Below are 18,166 nucleotides of genomic sequence, written 5' to 3' on the forward strand. Positions count from 1 at the left end.
CCGATGCCGATTGAGTAACAATAATGAGGAAGATATAACATGAAGGCTTTGAAAAACCCAGTGGCGCTTGCCACTCTGCTGGTTCTGCAAGCATGTAGTTCGCAGCCGCCACAATCTGGCGCTGCCGACCCAACTTCTCCACCAGCCACCTTAGATAAGCCTGACACCATTCAACCTCAAACCTTTATGCTACGTGGAAAAGTGATCGTCGGTCACGAGAGTCAATACATCATGCCTTGTGGCAGCGACAAGCAATATTGGTTACAACTGTCACCACAGCAAATGCAACGAGCAATTCAGTTAAATAACGAGCCTTACCAGACCATGTATGGCGAGGTTATCGGCCATCTCAACCCACCGGGCATCGATGGGTTCTCTGCCGATTTCGATGCTAACTTTGTCGTGGAACAAGTGAACTTCCTCACAACGGAAAATCCAAACCGTTGTCAGCAACCAAACAAACCAACTCGCGTGTTTGGTAATGAGCCTTCTTGGTCGGCAAGCTTTGAGGCTAATGGACTGACATTCCAGCAAATCGGCAAACAAACCAAAAAATTAGCGATTAAGAGCAGTCAACTTCAACCTCGCCAGCGCACATATCAACTACAAGATGGTGAACTTCGCCTAACAGAAAACCTCTGCTCAGATACGATGAGTGATTCTTTGTATGGCTGGAAAGCGACGCTAAAACATGATGGCGACACTTATCAAGGTTGTGGTACGGCTGCAAACGTGGACGCTACGCTTAGCTGGGCCAATACCTATGTCGCGACTTCAACCCAATCACAAGGTTTTGAGGTGCAAATGACCTTAAACCCAGACCACAGCGCCACAACAAAATACAGTTACGCCAATGGGCAGGCACCGTTAATCGAGCGTGGGTACTGGCAACAATTAAGTCCGTCTCAGGTTCAAGTCGTCATGACGCATCATCAACAACAAAGACTGATGTCAGAGCGACTGTTTACGCGAGAAGGCAATCAGCTCAAAGCGACCAAAGAAAAAGTCGGTAACTTGGTATACCCAATCGCCGATGGTGGTTTAGTGCTTTACCCTGCCACCACTCGTGATGAGGGCATGATGCAACCAGCCGAGAAACGCGCCAACAAGCCCATCAGCAGTGCAGACGTACCTTCTAGTGCGGAGTTTGACTCAAAAGTAGATGCCGCCGTGCGCAACTACTTCTTCATTCACCAAACCAACCCCAACAACAACCAGTACCGTTGGCTAACTTATGACCTCAACGGCGATGGTAACGAAGAGCTATTAGTACAGCTGGATTGGTGTGGTTCCGGTGGCTGTACATTGCTGATCTTTGAACATCACGAAAAAGAGTGGCGCTTCAATAGCCGCATCACACTGGTACAAAGCCCGATTATGCTCGGCCAACAAACCTCTCATGGCTGGCGAGATCTAATTTTTAATGTCAGCGGTGGCGGAGCTAAGGCAGCGCAACACGTGATGCAATACAGTGGGGTTAGCTACCCACTCAACCCAAGCATGGCACCAACGGCAACGCCAAACCAAATCAGTGGCGTGCGTCTGTTCTCGGATGGGGTTAGCCCTGTGCGCGAAGGAGTTCGTCTGTAATGTCGCAACCGTGTCCAAATTGTGGTTTTAAATTCAACTGTATGTGCTCATTGGTGCCGAAACTTACCAGCGAGCACAACATCTTGCTGTTGATGCATCCGAATGAACTGACGCGTGATACTAATACCGGCCAGCTACTAGAGCAGTGCCAACTCAATATTGAGCGAGTAATCTGGGACCGAAAACAACCACCAGCAGAATTGCTCGCTCGATTAGCTGATCCGTCGCTGTATCCAGTGCTTCTATTCCCAAGTGAAGAAAGCGTCACACTCGAACATGTGGCGCTCCAAAGCCAACAACAAACCAAAAATCCGCTGTTTATTATTTTGGATGCCACCTGGCAAGAGGCGCGCAAGATGATCAACAAGAGCCGTTGGTTAGAAAGTATCCCTACTATGGAGCTGTCTGCATCGGCAGACTCGCAATATCAGCTGCGACGCAACCAACAACAAGGTAACTTGTGCACGTTTGAAGTCGCCGCACATTTACTCGGACAACTAGGCGAGCAAAATAACCAGCAAAAAATGCTCACATTCTTTGCTCACTACCTTGCACTATTTCAAGCCGAAAAAAGTGGACACGCTCTCAAGCAATCACCGAGCTCACGCAACTAAAACCGAATTACTCAAAATAAAAACGCAGCCAAGGCTGCGTTTTTATTTAGAATGGTTTCACGTGAAACAGCATTAAAATAATCGGGTCGGCTCACCCAGATAATAGCCTTGCAGATAGTCGACGCCCATATCCTGCGCGATTTTGCACACCTCTCGATTGTGGACAAACTCCGCGACCGTCTCCGCGTTAAACACCTGACATAAACGCACCAACTGAGAAGCTATTTTGCGCTGCTTTAAGTCTTTATCGATATCACGGATCAAGCTACCATCGAGCTTTATGACTTCCGGCTCCAGCTTTAGGATTTCATCAATATTGGAATAGCCTGAGCCAAAATCATCAACAATGATACGCGCTCCTAAGCTTCTAAAATGACTGCATACTTCGATCATTCGACCGTAGTCTTTGATTTGCTCAGACTCCAACACTTCCAAACCAATTCGCCTAGGGTCATTGAGCTGGCTAATTTCATGCTCTAAAAGCATTAAAGTTTTATCACTAAGCAAATCTTGCGGCGATAAGTTAATAGAAAAGTCACCTTGCTTATCTCGCATGTAATATAACGTAGAATGGATCATGTGCCGACTCAATCGAGTATAAAGATGCGTATCGGAAATAATAGGCAGGAAGCGCCCTGGCGCAATCACCGTTCCATCCTCCTCCAAAATGCGAACCAAACATTCTTGGCTTGCCAATTTATGGCTATCCGCATGCACTATCGGCTGGCTATAGGTGATGATGTTCTGTTTGAGAATGGCTTTACTGACGCAACTCAACCATCCAAGTTGCTCTTTACGCACATCTTCACTGACTTCGATGTCTTTCGCATTGCAGATATGGGTATTACTGCGCACACCGGAACGCCTCGCTTCAATGCCTTTAAGCAATAGCTCATCTGCAGAAGCTGATGGAAAATCTCGACGACTCACTAAGCCACCGCACAGCGAGATAGAAAGATAATCTATTTCGCGCAGACCAATTGGCTCAAAATTAGTTTGCTCTACCGCGTCGGCAAAACGAGTAAAGTGCTGTTTGATGGTTTCGCTGCTTTGGTCAGCTTTAAATATGAACGCCCACTCACCAACCCCAATACTATAAAGCTGCAAAGCCGTTGGCATGCCAAAACGCTTTCGCAGTCGATTCGTAAAATGCATTGAGAGGTCTTTAAGTAGCTGATCCCCTACTCTATAACCGTATTTTTCATTGATATGACTGAAGTTAAGTAGCTTTAGAGTCAGCAAGTGCTCATCCAAATCAATGCTACTCAGCCGCTCTTGCAGCGCGACTCGGTTTTGTAATCCAGTGCGACTATCTCGCCGATAGCTTTCTTGTAACTTGCGCGTTTGGCGATCGAGTTGATACCCCATATGCGCGTTCATATGGTTGAGGTCGCCAATCGCATTTCGAATCAAGCTAAACAATGGTGAAATAGAGGAGCTAACGGGCGACTTAGGCAAGTTCAATGCTTGTACTTCGTCTCCCTCTCGCATCGCTAAATACGTCAGACTGTGATGAAGAATTTCTGGCTGTCCAATACCGCCATGCAGTTCCCCCATACAATAACTACCAAACGTCGTCGCGATATCTTTGAAGGCTTGGACTTCGTCGCTGCTGTCAATAAAGTCTAACCGTGACGCGCAGTTAAAAATCATCACGACTTCAGGTTGGTGCATGGCTAACTCAACCACACCATGTCGCACCTGTTCGAGCGTTAATGAGGGGTGGTTATAGCAAAATTGTACTTCGTCACCAAGACACCAAGGCCTGTCGAAACTCATACTGCCATCAGCGTGTAGCTCCGTTACCGTGCAAACTTCCTTACGCCCCAAACTTTCTCGATACAAAGGAAAGCTGAGCAGTTGACTCAGCGTCACGTCATGCCCATCCGCCAAGTAACGCTTGTATACGTCCAACGCTTTCTGTTCACCTAAGCAATACAAGCGCGTTCCTTTTGCATGGGTGACTTTATGTGGCATGCCAATCGGGTTCCATTCCGAATACGCATCTGTCCATAGCTTCAAGGTATCGCTGTGCAAAGCTACGGCAACCACAGCGTTATCGTAAACTCGGTTTTGATATAGCACCCAGCATCCATCATCAATACTCTGCGCCAACCCTCCAGAGATCACGACTTCTTCACTAGCGAACGTTTGAAACAAGGGATAGTCACGTCGTTCAATTTGCACAGCAAAGCTGAGGATCACTTGCGAATTATGCTGCAACAGAAGCGAGCGTTTGAGCTCTCCACCATCAATATCGGGGGAGTAAGAGTAGGTTTGTACAGCAGAAGTAAGCGTGGTTTGTTCGAACTCAGTCACACTGATCAGGCAACCAGAGGTAAATATCTCCCCCTCCAGAATGACATTACGCGTACTATGCCCCATGACATGAGCATTCGGCAGCAACAATAAAACAGCGTCCGCAAGTGTGGTCGTAAAGTCGCGTGATTGAGTCGACAATATTTGCACCAAATATTGTTTACTTGAAGAGAACTGAGAAGTGACTAAAAAGTCATTTAACTGACTGACATCATAAACCAGTTTTGAAAAAGCTCGCATGCACCTACCACTGCCGTAACACTATCTTCACCACGACGTGTGGCGTTACTCTTTTTACTTAATAGTGAATAATTTACGTGGCTTTACGCTGCTTTTCTAGACACAAAATGAGATTAGAATGGATTAATGCGAAAGCAATTAAAAAAGTGTGAGTAACGGCTGCAAACTATTGATTTCAATATCAGGTAAAGTACGTGTTTTTGAATGGTTAATGACATTTTTATTCATATCATTGAACCAACAAGCCGCAAAACCAGCCGACTTTGCACCATGCACATCCGTGGTTAGGTGATCACCGACATGCAGAATATTCTCTGCTGGAATATCCAAGAACCGTTTCGCCTTAGCAAACATATCGGTGGCGGGTTTCGCCAACCCATCAGGCCCTGCTTTGAGTACACATTGAAAATACGGCGTTAAGCCAATTTTATCTAAATCGACGTTTCCGTTTGTGATCGCCACGAGCGGAACTCGCTCTCCCAGTTGTGTTAAAACATCTAAGCTTGATTGGGGCACTTCAAACTGACTGCGCCAATCCAAAGCGAGCTGCACACCCTCTTCAGCTGCGGCTTGAGCTTGCGCTTCATCATAGCCAACTGAAAGAAAACCATGCTTTAGCTGCACTAAACGCCAAAGCGTCACATCGCTTCTGAGATCCGGTCTCTGCTGGAGCACATGTTTTTTTACCTGCATCCAATCAGCCTTATCCATGTGCGCCACGGCTGGATGTGTTTGCTGCAACCAAGCTAGCAACTCACGCTCCATACGGATAATCACCGGGTAATTGTCATACAGCGTGTCATCAAGATCGAAGGTCATGGCCTTAATAGGCTCGATACGGCGATAAAATTTCATACTTCGGCTCACTCCCCGTTCTTTTTACGTGCTCGTGGGTGGGCTTGGTCGTAGGCTTGCGCTAAATGTTGGAAATCCAAGTGCGTGTAGATTTGGGTCGTCGAAATGTTCTCGTGCCCTAAAAGCTCTTGCACCGCACGTAAGTTATTGCTGGATTCGAGCATATGTGTCGCAAACGAGTGACGCAATTTATGCGGACTAATATGGCTCGCCACAGACTGTTTCTGTCCCCATTCTGCCATACGTTTTTGCACGCTACGGTGCGAAATACGCGTTCCGAGTTTAGACACAAACAAGGCGGGTTCACCTGGTGCAGCAAGATCGCACCTGACTTTCAACCACTTGGCAACCCATTCAGTTGCCATGCCAGAGAATGGTACTTTACGTTCTTTGTCGCCTTTACCGATAACACGAAGCTCGCCACTGCGCAGTTGTACATCACGTACATCCACACTCACCAACTCAGCCAAACGCAAGCCAGCACCGTACATCAGCTCCATCATGGCACGATCACGCACAGCCAACGGGTCGTCTTCGTTGACCTCAAGCAGTTGGCTCACTTCATCAACATCGAGGTTTTTCGGCAACGGGCGCTTTTTACGTGGCGCTGAAACCCCTTTGGCAGGGTTAGCTGACATCTCGCCACGCAGAATAAGGAAATCGAAAAAGCTACGCAGCGATGAGAGGCGCGTCGCCAAACTGCTGGCTTTCATGCCTTCCCGCATGCCCTTACCTGCTAATTGGCGCACCCAGCCTGCATCCACTTGAGACCAATCTTTAAGTCCCATTTCAGCCAAGTGCTGCGCCATGGTTTCTAGCTGCTGTTTGTAATTGCGTTGAGTATGTAGGCTGAGCCCCTTTTCGCTTCGTAAGAATTCATAGAAGCGCTCAAGAGGCTTTTGCAGACTATTTGGCAGAGGAGTGTTGGGAGTTGTCGTCATCGTAACTTTGCCATACCAATGTTTGAGCGAGATGTGCCACTACTAATGATAGGTGACGCAAAAACAAGGTATCCATATCTGGTTGAAAATGACCGCCATCCTCACTAGAGAACGCAAGCACGCCCAGTGTTTGCTGTTTCACGAGCGGTAGTACCACATAGGACCCCATTTCCGGCACATCCATATTGCCAAACAAAGCTTCACGATCCACTTTGCGAAGACGTCCTAAGTACGCGTCTTTGCCATTTAAGTGGGTGGTCGCAAAACGTTGATAACTTTCCTTACTCAATTGAATCGATGCGTCGCATTGACTAAACAGTCGAACAAACGCGCGTAAGCCCAGTGCTTTAGCTTTCTCTTCAATAGAATGAATGACTTGTTTAAAGTCACCACACTTTAGAATCTGCCCCTGCAAATCCATAAATTCGTAAAAGGTGCGATCGTTGTTCGCCGCAAGCGACATCAGTGTGGTGATCTCTTCCTCTAACTCTTCAATGCGCTGACGTTGGCGATTCATTTGTATGTGCACCAAAGACACCGCACCCAAGTCTGAGTGTGGGAAAGATAGACGATCCACAAGCTCTGGACGCTGCACAAAAAAATCGGGATGATCTTTGAGGTACTCGGCCACCACTTCAGCCGTTAAGGCATCTGCTTCTACTTGAGACAAACCGTTTCCTTTTTCTTCTACTAGCAAGACAATTGACCATCAAATACATGCGTTGTAGGTCCGGTCATAAACAACGGCTTACCCGGACCTTGCCACGCAATTCGCAGTTCACCACCTGGTAGAGAAACCTTAACGTTTTCATCCAGCAGACCCTGATGAATCCCTACCGCTACCGCCGCACATGCGCCACTACCACAAGCTTGTGTTTCACCTGCGCCTCGCTCGTAAACTCGAAGACGAATATGGTCACGACTCACCACCTGCATAAAGCCAGCGTTGACGCGCTCTGGAAAACGCTCGTGCGACTCAAGCAGCGGGCCTAATGTATCGACATCAGCAGTATCCACGTCATCAACCACCGTCACCACATGCGGGTTACCCATGCTTACCGCGCCACAGAACAGCGTTTTTTCACCAGCGCGCATGATGTAGGTTTTCTCTTTTTGCTTGGCTTTAAAAGGAATCTTGTTCGGCTCAAACTCTGGAACGCCCATGTTGACCGTCACTTCTCCATCATCTTCGATGTTGAGAATCATCTTTCCTTTTTTGGTGCTTACGCTGATGCTGTATTTATTGGTCAACCCTTTTAAGCGAACAAAACGCGCGAAGCAGCGCGCGCCATTCCCGCACTGCTCGACTTCACTACCATCGGCATTGAAAATCCGATAATGGAAATCAGTTTCCGGGTCGTAAGGGGCTTCTACCACGAGCAATTGGTCAAAACCAACGCCGGTATGACGATCCGCCAAACGGCGGATCAGGTCTTGCGAGAAAAACACGTTCTGGGTAATACAGTCGACGACCATGAAGTCGTTGCCCAAACCGTGCATTTTGGAAAAGTGGAAATGCATTTGTTGTGTGTTACTCCGGTAGAATCTGTTCCAGCTGCCACAAACTGGTCAGCTCCTCACGCTGGCGAACTAAGTGGCTTTGTTTACCATCCACCATTACTTCTGCCGCTCGGGTACGAGTATTGTAGTTCGAAGACATCACAAAACCATAGGCACCTGCTGAACGAACCGCGAGTAGATCACCTTCTTGCAAAACGAGTGCGCGATCTTTACCCAAGAAGTCGCCGGTTTCACAAATAGGGCCAACCAAATCGTAAGTCTGTGCTTCACCCATGCGCGGCGAAACTGGCACGATATCTTGCCATGCTTGGTATAGTGCAGGACGCATCAAGTCGTTCATTGCCGCATCGATGATGGCAAAGTTCTTGTGCTCAGTATGTTTTAAAAACTCAACACGCGTTAGCAAGATACCTGCATTCGCAGCAATTGCTCGGCCCGGCTCAAAAATCAGCTCCAAGTCTTGGTGATTTTCAAGACGACCTAGTAACGCTTTGGCGTAATCTGAAGGCTGAGGTGGTAACTCATCACGATAGACCACACCCAAACCGCCGCCGACATCAAGGTGACGAATGTTAATGCCTTGCGCTTTTAAATCATCAATCAGGGCTAATAAACGGTCTGTCGCGTCGATAAATGGGTCGATATTGGTGAGCTGAGAACCAATGTGGCAGTCGATGCCTTGCACATTCAAGTTCGGCAGGCTTTGCGCGAATTTATAAACATCTGGCGCACGATCAAACGCAATGCCGAATTTATTGTCGCGAAGACCAGTCGAAATGTAAGGGTGTGTTTTCGCGTCGACATCTGGATTGATACGCAGAGAAATTGGCGCAATCACACCAAGCTCACCCGCAACCTTATTCAAACGTTCTAGCTCGGGCTCAGATTCAACGTTGAAACATTTGATACCCAGCTCAAGAGCACGCTTCATTTCTGCAGGTGTTTTCCCAACACCAGAGAAGACGACTTTCTTCGGATCACCGCCTGCGGCAATCACACGCTCAAGTTCACCACCTGATACGATATCAAAGCCCGACCCCAAACGCGCCAGTGCGTTCAATACGCCTAGGTTTGAGTTCGCTTTCACCGCGTAGCAAACTAGATGAGGATGTTGACCCACAGCACTATCAAACGCCTTCCAGTGGCGCTCTAGCGTGGCTCGAGAATATACGTAAAGAGGAGTGCCATATTGCTCTGCAAGAGCTTGAAGTGGGACGTCTTCGGCCCAAAGCTGGCCATCATCCTGATAGTTGAAGTAATCCAAAATTCGCTTCCCTTATTTTATTCGACTGCTGAACCCTAATTTCACCCTAAGGCGCGGTTATTTATTGTGATTGCTCATTCTGTTGAGTGTCATCTGGAATGTATAGTGAGCCAGACTGGCCACATCCCGCTAACGTCGCGGCAACCATCACAAACAACACAGTAACTAATTTTTTCATTTCGCATATCGTGATTATTGAATCAATGCCCCCTATAATCGCACCACACTCAGGAAAAGCAATAGGATAGACGGATGAACGATACTGAATTTCATCAACTGGTGGATGCGCAGATGCAAATCATCGAAGAATCCATCGATGATTCAGGCGCAGACATTGATTACGAAGTCACTGGCAACGTAATGACATTGGAATTTGAAGACCGCAGCCAAATCATCATTAACCGCCAAGAGCCGATGCATGAGATCTGGCTAGCGTCCAAATCTGGTGGTTTCCACTTCAAACTTATTGAAGATAAATGGACCTGCTCAAAAACGGGCATGGAGCTATTTGAAATGGTGAAGCAAGAGTGTGAAAAGCACGCGGGCGAAGCCATTGATTGGGCATAATGCTGGTCAATCGTCACCAAAACAAAAAGAGCACCGAAGTGCTCTTTTTGTTTATTGATACGGGTTTAATTACGCGTTTACCGCTTTCGTCGGACGATGCGGCGAGCAACCATCATTACGATAAGGGATGATATAAGCATTGCCCTCTTCAGGATGGATAATCTGGTAGTACTGCGGCAGGTTAAAGTTGATAAATTTCGACGCAACACGACTGTCATCTTTTACGGATGTGTAAAAGCTGTTCACAGACGAAATCATCTCGTCTTTGGAGCCACTAAACTGGTGATACACTTCAACTTGGTTTGACTCATCCAACACATAAATATTGAAGCCATCTTCATTATCTTCAAAGAAGAATTGCACCAGACCTTCACTGGCAAAACCATCCACCGCTTCTGGCATTTGATACTCTTGCTCACGATCGAGCATTAATAGCGGCGAGCCTTTAAGTTTGTTAGTAGAAATGCTGCGATAGAAATCAATGGAGTTTTCTAACTTCTGCACCGACACACCACGACGTTCAAAGAACAGCCCGTAAGTTTGGTTACCGAGGCGCATCGCTTTAAAGCGGCGGCGTTTTTCTTGCTCTACTGGCTTCAAGCGTAAGTCGATACATTCCGCTAAAAGCTGGTAGACCATATTACGCATCACACCACGCATGTTCTTCGCATAACAGAACACATCCACCGATTCTGGTGGCAACGCGTCTTGGTGCATTTTGCCCAGAATGGTTTTCAGTGCGTCCAGCATCGCCGTTTCCCCTTTGAAATGCAGCGTACGCACTTCATGCCAGGAGTTACGGTAAACCAAGTCGACACTGCCGACTAAGTTTTTATGTTCCGGACCAAAACTGAAGATATCGGTATTTTTTACATCCACTTTCAGTGAACGGCCCGAAAGCTCTGACGTAGGATCATTTTCAAAGTTGATGAACATCGCTAGCTGGCTTATTTCACATGGGCTCGCTAATGCCTGCATCGTCGGACGGCGCTTACGCAGCGCAAAGGTATTTCGTAAGTCGCTCACCATTTGGTAGAACTTATCGATATCCAGTTGCGCTTCACGCACCACCGCGTGCAAACGAGTCGACTCGGTGATTAAACCATTAAAGAATGCCCAAGAGACTAACTTGCTCAAGTATTCATGATGTTCTAAGTATGGCTGCCCCAAAATGCGGTGCGCGATCAGAGGTTGTTTATAGAGATACCAACCAGACTTGTTCACACCACCATCTTTCACTTCGATGAAGCTTAAATCCGGTTCATGCAAATCAGGGGAAATCTGTGGGTTGAGCAACGTCACTTTGCCCGGCAATACTTCAAAAGCGGCGTAAAGCTTACGAGCCAAAATACTGATGTCTTGCGGGCTGATAGCGGAGGTAATGTCGTTGCGACGCGCAAATTGAATCAAATTACGGTAGCTCTGCATCAACGCATCCAGCAACGCATGATGCACCACTTTTACCTGTTCAACTTTCCAGTTGCGGCGATCATCGAGCTCAGCAACAACGCTGGCATCCCAATCCCATTTTGCAATCATGTCGCTCAGCGCTTCACGGCGCCAAGCCACTGAACCGACATCTGGTTCACGCGACAACTTTTCATGGGTTTTGAGATAGAAGCAACGGCGCACCAAATCCAAACGAGTGTCGTCTTGGATTCGCTCTAAATAGCGGGTTACTTTTTCCAGCATTAAGTAGTATGCATCCATGCCATAAAGGTCTGGCTCATGGGCAAAGAAACGACGCTTGGTATCGATGCTTAACAGTTGCGTATGCGGGTATTCCCACGAATAAGCTTCAAGCAGAATGGCTTTTAATACCGATTTGTAGGGAGAATCGATACTTTTGTATAGCTGCCACAAGTTCGAGCCGAAGTACTCTTCAGCAGGAATGCGGTTCAATTTGCCAAAGTCAATCCATTCACTACAGTCAATGTAACCTTCACTGCACAATTGAGAAACGTACTCGTCGTAACACTCTTCCATTTCTGGCGGCACTATTTGCCATAATAAACGCTGTCCAGCAATACGCACCGCGCTACGATAGAATTCATCAAGCAAAAGTAAGTGCTGAGATGAGCCACAGTTATCACCCGTCATCTCTTCAGAATGGTTGCTTCTAAAGCGTTCTTCATCCATTAAGAAGAAGTTCGCCTCCACCCCTTGGCTTTGTGCCCAGTCGGTGATCAGCAAGCATTTATTGGTCAGCAATTCTCGCTCGTCACAATCCATATCTGGCGAAATACACACCCAAATATCTAAATCACTAGAAGTACTTTGACCAATTGATGAGGTACTGCCCATGGTGTATAAGCCCAAGATAGCCGGTTTCTCTGCCGTCTTAAGTGGCTGACCAATCGCGAGTTGAATGTCATCAATGAATTGCTGTTGAATGCTATTTAGCGCCAGCCCATGTACACCAAACGGGACATCGGCATCGTAATAGCCAGGAATCACAGGGTGGTTGTAGTTCAACAAGGCAGGAATCAAGTGGAAGACTTGCTGGCTTTGCGAATTCATAAGCGCCAGCGCGCGATCAACTCGCTGCTGATTCAAATTATCTAGTCGCTGAATGATTTTTTGGGTGTAAGCCTGCAAGGGGAATTCCTTGGTTGAACAATCACGAAAATCTGCTGACGTTTTAAACCAAAATGGCCTAAAAACGTGATCAATTTAACACTTTTATTGGTGCGGGTAAAGTTTCACGCCCACGCACCAATCAGGATGCAAAACCATACTTTAGTCACAAAATTAATCGCGCGGTAGTGTCGCTCTTATTACCTATTACTAATAATAGTCCTTAGTCTAATTGAGAATCCAGTCACACTATTTTCATAACGTCATGTAATTCCATTCATAGCTCTCAGAGATAACGAACTAACAGTAAGCATTTCTTGATGAGAATGGTAGGATAAACCCAAATCCAAACAGCATTGAGAAGATCATGACACAATCCACACCTATTCGCATTGCAACTCGAAAAAGCCCTCTTGCTTTATGGCAAGCTTACTTTGTCAAAGACGCCCTTCAAGCCGCTCACCCTGGTTTGGAAGTCGAGTTAGTAACCATGGTGACCAAAGGTGACGTGATTTTAGATACACCGCTAGCAAAAGTTGGCGGCAAAGGCTTATTCGTAAAAGAGCTTGAAGTCGCAATGCTAGAAGGCCGTGCAGACCTTGCCGTTCACTCAATGAAGGACGTGCCCGTCGATTTCCCGGAAGGTCTTGGCCTCGTGACCATTTGTGAACGTGAAGACCCTCGTGATGCCTTCGTCTCTAATACCTATAGCCACATTGATGAGCTCCCTCAAGGTGCCGTGGTTGGTACTTGCAGTTTGCGCCGTCAATGCCAACTGAAAGAATATCGTCCGGACATCATCATCAAAGAGCTTCGCGGTAATGTGGGCACTCGCCTTGGTAAGTTAGATGCGGGTGAGTATGACGCAATCATTCTTGCTGCGGCTGGCCTTAAACGATTGAAACTTGAAGAGCGCATTCGTAGCTTTATCGAGCCAGAGCAATCATTACCTGCGGTTGGCCAAGGTGCTGTCGGTATTGAGTGCCGCCTTGACGATGAAAGACTGCTTAAGCTGCTTGAGCCACTTAACCACCAAGACACCGTAGACCGCGTTTTGTGTGAGCGCGCAATGAACCTTACGCTAGAAGGCGGCTGTCAGGTACCGATTGGCAGCTATGCCCTACTAGACGGCGACAACATTTGGCTACGCGCATTAGTTGGCGAACCAGATGGCAGCGAAATTGTTCGTGGTGAAATCCGTGGCCATCGTAAAGACGGCGAAACGTTAGGAGTGCAGTTAGCCAATGAACTACTGGATAACGGCGCTCGTGAAATCCTAACTAAGCTGTACGCAGATCACGAATAATCATGGCAGTGTTGGTCACTCGGCCGGGAGAGCAAGGCAACGCGCTTTGCTCTCTGCTCGAAAGGCACGGCATTTCCGCATATCACCATCCTCTGATCGACATTGTCGCCGATCTCACGGACACGCACCTCTCTAAACACCTGCATCAAGCTCAAATTGTTATCGCTGTTAGTCGACATGCCGTGCAATGTGCACAGCAAATCATAGCCAGCAACGAGACATCATGGCCGAAACAAGCCATTTACCTTGCCGTTGGTCAAAAAACAGCACACTATTTAAGCAAATGTACCCAACAGAAAGTACACTATCCCCAAGTCAGTGATAGTGAACATTTATTGCGACTGCCAGAGCTCAATAATGTGGCACAACAACAGGTTCTTATCCTTCGTGGGAACGGTGGAAGAGAGCTGATCAAAGATGCATTGGTGAGACGTGGCGCAAAAGTTCACTATAGTGAGACTTACAAGAGAGAATTCATCCCATTCGATCCAGTAAGCTGTGTCTCACTATGGAAAACCCTACAAATTGACCAGATCATCGTCACCAGTGGTGAGCAACTGGATTATTTGTGCAGCCAATTGACGTCAGAGCAATTGACTTGGCTTAATCAACAAGAGTTGTATATCCCCAGTCAGCGTATCGCTGACATCGCACTTCAAAGGGGGTTCACTCGGGTGAGATGCACGGGAAGCGCATCCAACCAAGAATTACTGGCGGCTCTCCAGCCCTAGCTACACAGGATATAGGCATGACAAGTAAAAATAACGACCAAAAAAATAACGATAAAAACCTTTCCGAAGAAACCTCATCGGCACCGCTAGCCGAAAAAAGCACATCGCAGCAGGATGCGGCCCCTAAAAAAGAACAGCCAAAAGTGGCCGAGCCCCCAAAAACAGCCGAGCCAGCCAAAGTCGAATTTGAAGAAAAACAAGGCAAGCGCGGAGTTAAACTAGGCACAGTCGCTATCATCTTATCGATTATTTTTGGCGGTGGCCTCGCATACAAGCTACATCAGCAGCAAGCCGATTACCAAGCGCAGATCGCCCAACTAAAAAGTCAGCTAGAAAGCACTCAAGCTTCCATGAAGCAAGAGCTCAGCCGGGTACAAGAAGAAACCATCGAGAAAGCAACGACCGTGACACACAAAGCGGAAGTGGTACTGGGACAGCAACAGAAGAGCATTGAAAGCTTACAGCTTGCCGTTGCCGATGTGAAAGGTCGTCGACCAAACGACTGGCTACTTGCTGAAGCCGATTACCTCGTCAAATTAGCAGGTCGTAAACTGTTCTTAGAACATGACGTAGAAAGCGCAACTCAACTAATGGAAAGTGCTGATCAACGCATTGCAGCACTGAATGACCCTAGCCTCGTCAAACTACGTAAAGCAATGGCGAACGATATCACCAAACTTCGTACTATCCCGCTGATTGACCGTGATGGATTGGTACTACGCTTAACTGCTCTGCAACAGCAAGTAGACAAGCTACCTCTCGCCAATGCACTACTCCCAGAAGCAGAAGCCGTAGAGAACACTGAAGTGTCGGAAGATATTGCAAACTGGCAAGATAACTTAATGACATCTCTGAAAGACTTTTCAGAAAACTTCATTACCTTCCGCACGCGCGATGGTAACGTCATTCCACTGCTTTCTCCTGAGCAACACTTTTACCTAAAAGAAAACATCAAAGCCAAATTGGAGACCGCAATAAAAGCGGTGTACCAAGAGCAAGGTGAAATTTACACCACGTCTCTAAAAACGGCCGACAAATGGGCATTAGCTTTCTTCAACCAAGGCGATAATTCCGTTAAAGAGTTCAACAAAACTGTTAACCAGTTAAGCCAGCAAAACATTCAAGTGGAATACCCAACGAAACTGCAAAGTCAGTCTCAACTATCAGATGTCATCCGTGAGCGCCTACGTCGCGAAGTCACAACGATGACAGGTATGGAGGATAAGTAATGTTTCGTCTTATTTTCCTATTTGTTGTACTAGGTGCAGGACTATTTGTTGGCACTCAATTTTCTGGTCAGCAAGGCTATGTACTCATCTCCATCGCTGAGAAAACGATCGAGATGAGCGTAACGACATTGGTCGTATTCGTTATCGCAGCACTCGCAGGTCTTTTTCTACTTGAGTACCTAATTAAAAAGCTAGTTTACGCAAGTTCTACAACATGGAACTACTTCAGTGTGCGCAAAATGCGCCATTCCCGTCGATACACCAATGAAGGCATTATTAAACTCCTTGAAGGAGACTGGAAAGGTGCCGAGAAAAAAGTGACTCGTTGGGCGAATCATCACGATATGCCGCTACTTTGTTACTTAGTTGCGTCTGAAGCTGCACAAGGTCAAGGTGATAAAGCAAAACGTGATCACTACCTGGAGCTAGCAAGCCAGCAAGAGAATGCTCATCTTGCAGTAGAGCTAACTCGTGCTAAACAGTTTATTCGCGATAACGAGTTCGAGGCTGCTTTCGATACTTTGCAATCGTTAAAAGGTCAGTATGCGAGTAATTCGATTGTATTGAACTTGCTGAAAACAACGTACATGCAGCTAAAATTGTGGCAACCTCTTATTGACCTCTTGCCACAACTCACCAAAGCAAGACTCATCACGGAAGAAGAACACGCAGAGCTGATTCAAAAGGCGCAATGCGGCTTACTCCATGAAGTGGCACAGCAGCAAGGTAGCGAAGGGCTTATCTCTCATTGGAATGGCCTTGCACGCAAAGTAAAACAAGACACACACCTAGTCGCCTGTTTTGCTCGTGAGTTGATAGCCCGGAAAGCAGATGCTGAAGCCTTTACTGTGCTAAAAGAAGCATTGAAAAAACAACCGGCTCCTGAGCTTTATCAACTACTGCCAGATCTAAACCTGCCAGATATCCACCCTGTCGTGGTTTTCTTAGAGGGAGTAGTGAAGAAAGAGCCAGATAACGCCGCTGCGCATAGCGCATTAGCGCACTTCTATTTCCGTCAAGAGAAGTGGCAAGAGGCCCAAGACCACTTTGAGATCGCCTTAAAGCTTCGCTCTGACGTCTCTGATTATGCATTCCTAGCAGATACACTAGAGAAACAAAATCTAACTAAAGCCGCTCACGAAGTCTCTCGTAAAGCTCTCACGCTAGTTCAGAACGACTAATTAGCAGTCATCTAACCAAGCCGACAGTTTACTGTCGGCTTTTTTATTGCCTGTCACTCATCAACACTACACAAACCTGCAATATCCACTAGAGCTAATGCCCTTCAATCGCCTAAACCTCATTGAGAGCCTCATCGCTTCCAGCAGCACTCCATTAAGCCCACTAAAATCCTCTAAAAAAATAGCTTGCACACTTTCTTCAAGGTGAACAACCAAATATAAGTTTCTAGGAAGGAGCTCTACTAACAAAATACAGGTAACTTGAAATAGTGCAGGAAGCAAAAATAGGTACATAAGCTCCGATACTCTCCATTCTCTTCAATGAAGGACTGTCCTATACAATGCTTAGAGCGTATTTATTGTACCAACTAGGGCAAGATAGCGAATAGCCATTAGGTAACACTAAGATCGCTAACGCACGTAACATAGAGTAAAGAGTAAAGACAAGTCTCTTGTTAACAGAAACACTTCACCCTTAGAGGTAGGAATGCCAATACTCAGACTTGATGGTTCTCGTTAGAAGATAAAGTTATGAACTTCTGTCGCAGCACAACCCGTGGATAGCGAGAACGCGCTTAAAGCAAGGCTTCTCAAGTGACATAGTGCAGGGATACGTTCGACTAAGGGATTAAGTCCAGTCCCTAACAAATTTCCAAGCGTCAGAAACGAAGAAAGCCTCGCTATTTCTAGCGAGGCTTCTGAATAGTGGCGGAGAGATAGGGATTTGAACCCTAGATACGCTATTAACGTATGCCGGTTTTCAAGACCGGTGCTTTCAACCACTCAGCCATCTCTCCACAAATTGTCATCAACAGATTAGTACACTGATGATGTTGTTACTTGTCTATGCAAATAACGATATTTAAAGCCTGGCGATGTCCTACTCTCACATGGGGAAGCCCCACACTACCATCGGCGCTATTTCGTTTCACTTCTGAGTTCGGCATGGAAATCAGGTGGGTCCAAAACGCTATGGTCGCCAAGCAAATTCTTTATCAATTTGCTCGCAAATTCAAACGCACTTTAGTGCGGCCCTTTAGGGTGAGATTTGCTTGCAAATCGAATAATTCGGAAAGCTGTTTCTTAATTCTCGTTACTACACATTCAACGTTCTTTCATTGAGTCCATCAAAACCCCTTGGGTGTTGTATGGTTAAGCCTCACGGGCAATTAGTACAGGTTAGCTCAACGCCTCACAACGCTTACACACCCTGCCTATCAACGTCGTAGTC

15 protein-coding genes, 1 tRNA gene and 2 rRNA genes are annotated in these 18,166 nt (G+C 46.8%); 7 read left to right on the forward strand and 11 right to left on the reverse strand.

Going from position 1 to position 18,166, the window contains the following annotated elements; all coding sequences use genetic code 11:
* Positions 1-39 precede the first annotated feature (39 nt).
* Positions 40-1,590, forward strand: coding sequence for a COG3650 family protein (locus tag R2S67_RS20720; protein ID WP_114324078.1), 1,551 nt, complete (start codon positions 40-42; stop codon positions 1,588-1,590).
* Positions 1,590-2,204, forward strand: coding sequence for a tRNA-uridine aminocarboxypropyltransferase (locus R2S67_RS20725; protein WP_258645423.1), 615 nt, complete (start codon positions 1,590-1,592; stop codon positions 2,202-2,204). Before R2S67_RS20720 ends, R2S67_RS20725 begins: the two co-directional genes overlap by 1 nt.
* 72 nt (positions 2,205-2,276) lie before the next feature.
* On the opposite strand, the gene R2S67_RS20730 is transcribed toward R2S67_RS20725, so the two are convergent.
* From R2S67_RS20730 to lptM, 7 genes are all read right to left on the reverse strand, one after another.
* Positions 2,277-4,763, reverse strand: coding sequence for an EAL domain-containing protein (locus tag R2S67_RS20730; protein WP_065646002.1), 2,487 nt, complete (start codon positions 4,761-4,763; stop codon positions 2,277-2,279).
* A 138-nt stretch (positions 4,764-4,901) separates the two neighbouring features.
* Positions 4,902-5,618: a 5-amino-6-(5-phospho-D-ribitylamino)uracil phosphatase YigB gene (yigB, locus tag R2S67_RS20735; protein WP_104971062.1), complete on the reverse strand. Its 717-nt coding sequence runs from the start codon at positions 5,616-5,618 to the stop codon at positions 4,902-4,904.
* Between the two features lie 8 nt (positions 5,619-5,626).
* Positions 5,627-6,559 carry a tyrosine recombinase XerC gene (gene xerC, locus R2S67_RS20740; protein WP_317346853.1) on the reverse strand — a complete coding sequence of 311 codons (933 nt, stop codon included), beginning with the start codon at positions 6,557-6,559 and terminating at the stop codon, positions 5,627-5,629.
* On the reverse strand, positions 6,525-7,256 hold the full coding sequence (locus tag R2S67_RS20745; protein WP_006743009.1) for a DUF484 family protein: 732 nt from the start codon (positions 7,254-7,256) through the stop codon (positions 6,525-6,527). The genes xerC and R2S67_RS20745 overlap by 35 nt, the downstream gene beginning before the upstream one ends.
* Positions 7,250-8,080, reverse strand: coding sequence for a diaminopimelate epimerase (gene dapF, locus R2S67_RS20750; RefSeq protein WP_317346854.1), 831 nt, complete (start codon positions 8,078-8,080; stop codon positions 7,250-7,252). The genes R2S67_RS20745 and dapF overlap by 7 nt, the downstream gene beginning before the upstream one ends.
* Positions 8,081-8,090: 10 nt before the next feature.
* On the reverse strand, positions 8,091-9,344 hold the full coding sequence (gene lysA, locus R2S67_RS20755) for a diaminopimelate decarboxylase (protein WP_253658801.1): 1,254 nt from the start codon (positions 9,342-9,344) through the stop codon (positions 8,091-8,093).
* Positions 9,345-9,405: 61 nt separating this feature from the next.
* Positions 9,406-9,522: an LPS translocon maturation chaperone LptM gene (gene lptM, locus R2S67_RS22920; RefSeq protein ID WP_005378746.1), complete on the reverse strand. Its 117-nt coding sequence runs from the start codon at positions 9,520-9,522 to the stop codon at positions 9,406-9,408.
* A gap of 74 nt (positions 9,523-9,596) precedes the next feature.
* Between lptM and cyaY the strand changes: the two genes are divergently transcribed.
* Positions 9,597-9,911 carry an iron donor protein CyaY gene (cyaY, locus tag R2S67_RS20765; protein WP_012841286.1) on the forward strand — a complete coding sequence of 105 codons (315 nt, stop codon included), beginning with the start codon at positions 9,597-9,599 and terminating at the stop codon, positions 9,909-9,911.
* Between the two features lie 69 nt (positions 9,912-9,980).
* Here the strand turns inward: cyaY and R2S67_RS20770 are convergent, their stop codons facing one another.
* Entirely contained in the window at positions 9,981-12,509 is a 2,529-nt protein-coding gene (locus R2S67_RS20770; RefSeq protein WP_317346855.1) for a class I adenylate cyclase, read from the reverse strand.
* 346 nt (positions 12,510-12,855) lie between these two features.
* On the opposite strand from R2S67_RS20770, the gene hemC reads away from it, so the two are divergent.
* Genes hemC through R2S67_RS20790 form a run of 4 tightly spaced genes read left to right on the forward strand, consistent with a single transcriptional unit; the run spans position 12,856 to position 16,935 of the window.
* Positions 12,856-13,794 carry a hydroxymethylbilane synthase gene (gene hemC / locus R2S67_RS20775; RefSeq protein ID WP_301614990.1) on the forward strand — a complete coding sequence of 313 codons (939 nt, stop codon included), beginning with the start codon at positions 12,856-12,858 and terminating at the stop codon, positions 13,792-13,794.
* A gap of 2 nt (positions 13,795-13,796) precedes the next feature.
* Entirely contained in the window at positions 13,797-14,525 is a 729-nt protein-coding gene (locus R2S67_RS20780) for a uroporphyrinogen-III synthase (protein WP_317346856.1), read from the forward strand.
* A 17-nt stretch (positions 14,526-14,542) separates the two neighbouring features.
* Positions 14,543-15,754, forward strand: coding sequence for a uroporphyrinogen-III C-methyltransferase (locus R2S67_RS20785; protein WP_150915986.1), 1,212 nt, complete (start codon positions 14,543-14,545; stop codon positions 15,752-15,754).
* Positions 15,754-16,935, forward strand: a complete 1,182-nt coding sequence (locus R2S67_RS20790; protein ID WP_317346857.1) for a heme biosynthesis protein HemY — start codon at positions 15,754-15,756, stop codon at positions 16,933-16,935. Before R2S67_RS20785 ends, R2S67_RS20790 begins: the two co-directional genes overlap by 1 nt.
* 706 nt (positions 16,936-17,641) lie before the next feature.
* Here R2S67_RS20790 and R2S67_RS20795 read toward each other — a convergent pair.
* The 3 genes from R2S67_RS20795 to R2S67_RS20805 all read right to left on the reverse strand — a co-directional run.
* Positions 17,642-17,732 (reverse strand) — tRNA-Ser (locus tag R2S67_RS20795).
* Positions 17,733-17,802: 70 nt separating this feature from the next.
* Positions 17,803-17,919: ribosomal RNA gene (rrf, locus tag R2S67_RS20800) — 5S ribosomal RNA — on the reverse strand.
* Between the two features lie 164 nt (positions 17,920-18,083).
* Positions 18,084-18,166, reverse strand: a 23S ribosomal RNA gene (locus tag R2S67_RS20805); the annotation flags it as partial.

Source organism: Vibrio sp. T13N (genome assembly GCF_032970445.1).
GTDB classification, from domain to species: domain Bacteria; phylum Pseudomonadota; class Gammaproteobacteria; order Enterobacterales; family Vibrionaceae; genus Vibrio; species Vibrio diabolicus.

What these genes read in the sequence shown, in the direction of transcription:
- R2S67_RS20720 (WP_114324078.1), top strand. Translation starts at nt 40, where the DNA reads ATGAAGGCTTTGAAAAACCCAGTGGCGCTTGCCACTCTGCTGGTTCTG.
- R2S67_RS20725 (WP_258645423.1), top strand. Translation starts at nt 1,590, where the DNA reads ATGTCGCAACCGTGTCCAAATTGTGGTTTTAAATTCAACTGTATGTGC.
- R2S67_RS20730 (WP_065646002.1), bottom strand. Translation starts at nt 4,763, where the DNA reads ATGCGAGCTTTTTCAAAACTGGTTTATGATGTCAGTCAGTTAAATGAC.
- yigB (WP_104971062.1), bottom strand. Translation starts at nt 5,618, where the DNA reads ATGAAATTTTATCGCCGTATCGAGCCTATTAAGGCCATGACCTTCGAT.
- xerC (WP_317346853.1), bottom strand. Translation starts at nt 6,559, where the DNA reads ATGACGACAACTCCCAACACTCCTCTGCCAAATAGTCTGCAAAAGCCT.
- dapF (WP_317346854.1), bottom strand. Translation starts at nt 8,080, where the DNA reads ATGCATTTCCACTTTTCCAAAATGCACGGTTTGGGCAACGACTTCATG.
- lptM (WP_005378746.1), bottom strand. Translation starts at nt 9,522, where the DNA reads ATGAAAAAATTAGTTACTGTGTTGTTTGTGATGGTTGCCGCGACGTTA.
- cyaY (WP_012841286.1), top strand. Translation starts at nt 9,597, where the DNA reads ATGAACGATACTGAATTTCATCAACTGGTGGATGCGCAGATGCAAATC.
- hemC (WP_301614990.1), top strand. Translation starts at nt 12,856, where the DNA reads ATGACACAATCCACACCTATTCGCATTGCAACTCGAAAAAGCCCTCTT.
- R2S67_RS20780 (WP_317346856.1), top strand. Translation starts at nt 13,797, where the DNA reads ATGGCAGTGTTGGTCACTCGGCCGGGAGAGCAAGGCAACGCGCTTTGC.
- R2S67_RS20785 (WP_150915986.1), top strand. Translation starts at nt 14,543, where the DNA reads ATGACAAGTAAAAATAACGACCAAAAAAATAACGATAAAAACCTTTCC.
- R2S67_RS20790 (WP_317346857.1), top strand. Translation starts at nt 15,754, where the DNA reads ATGTTTCGTCTTATTTTCCTATTTGTTGTACTAGGTGCAGGACTATTT.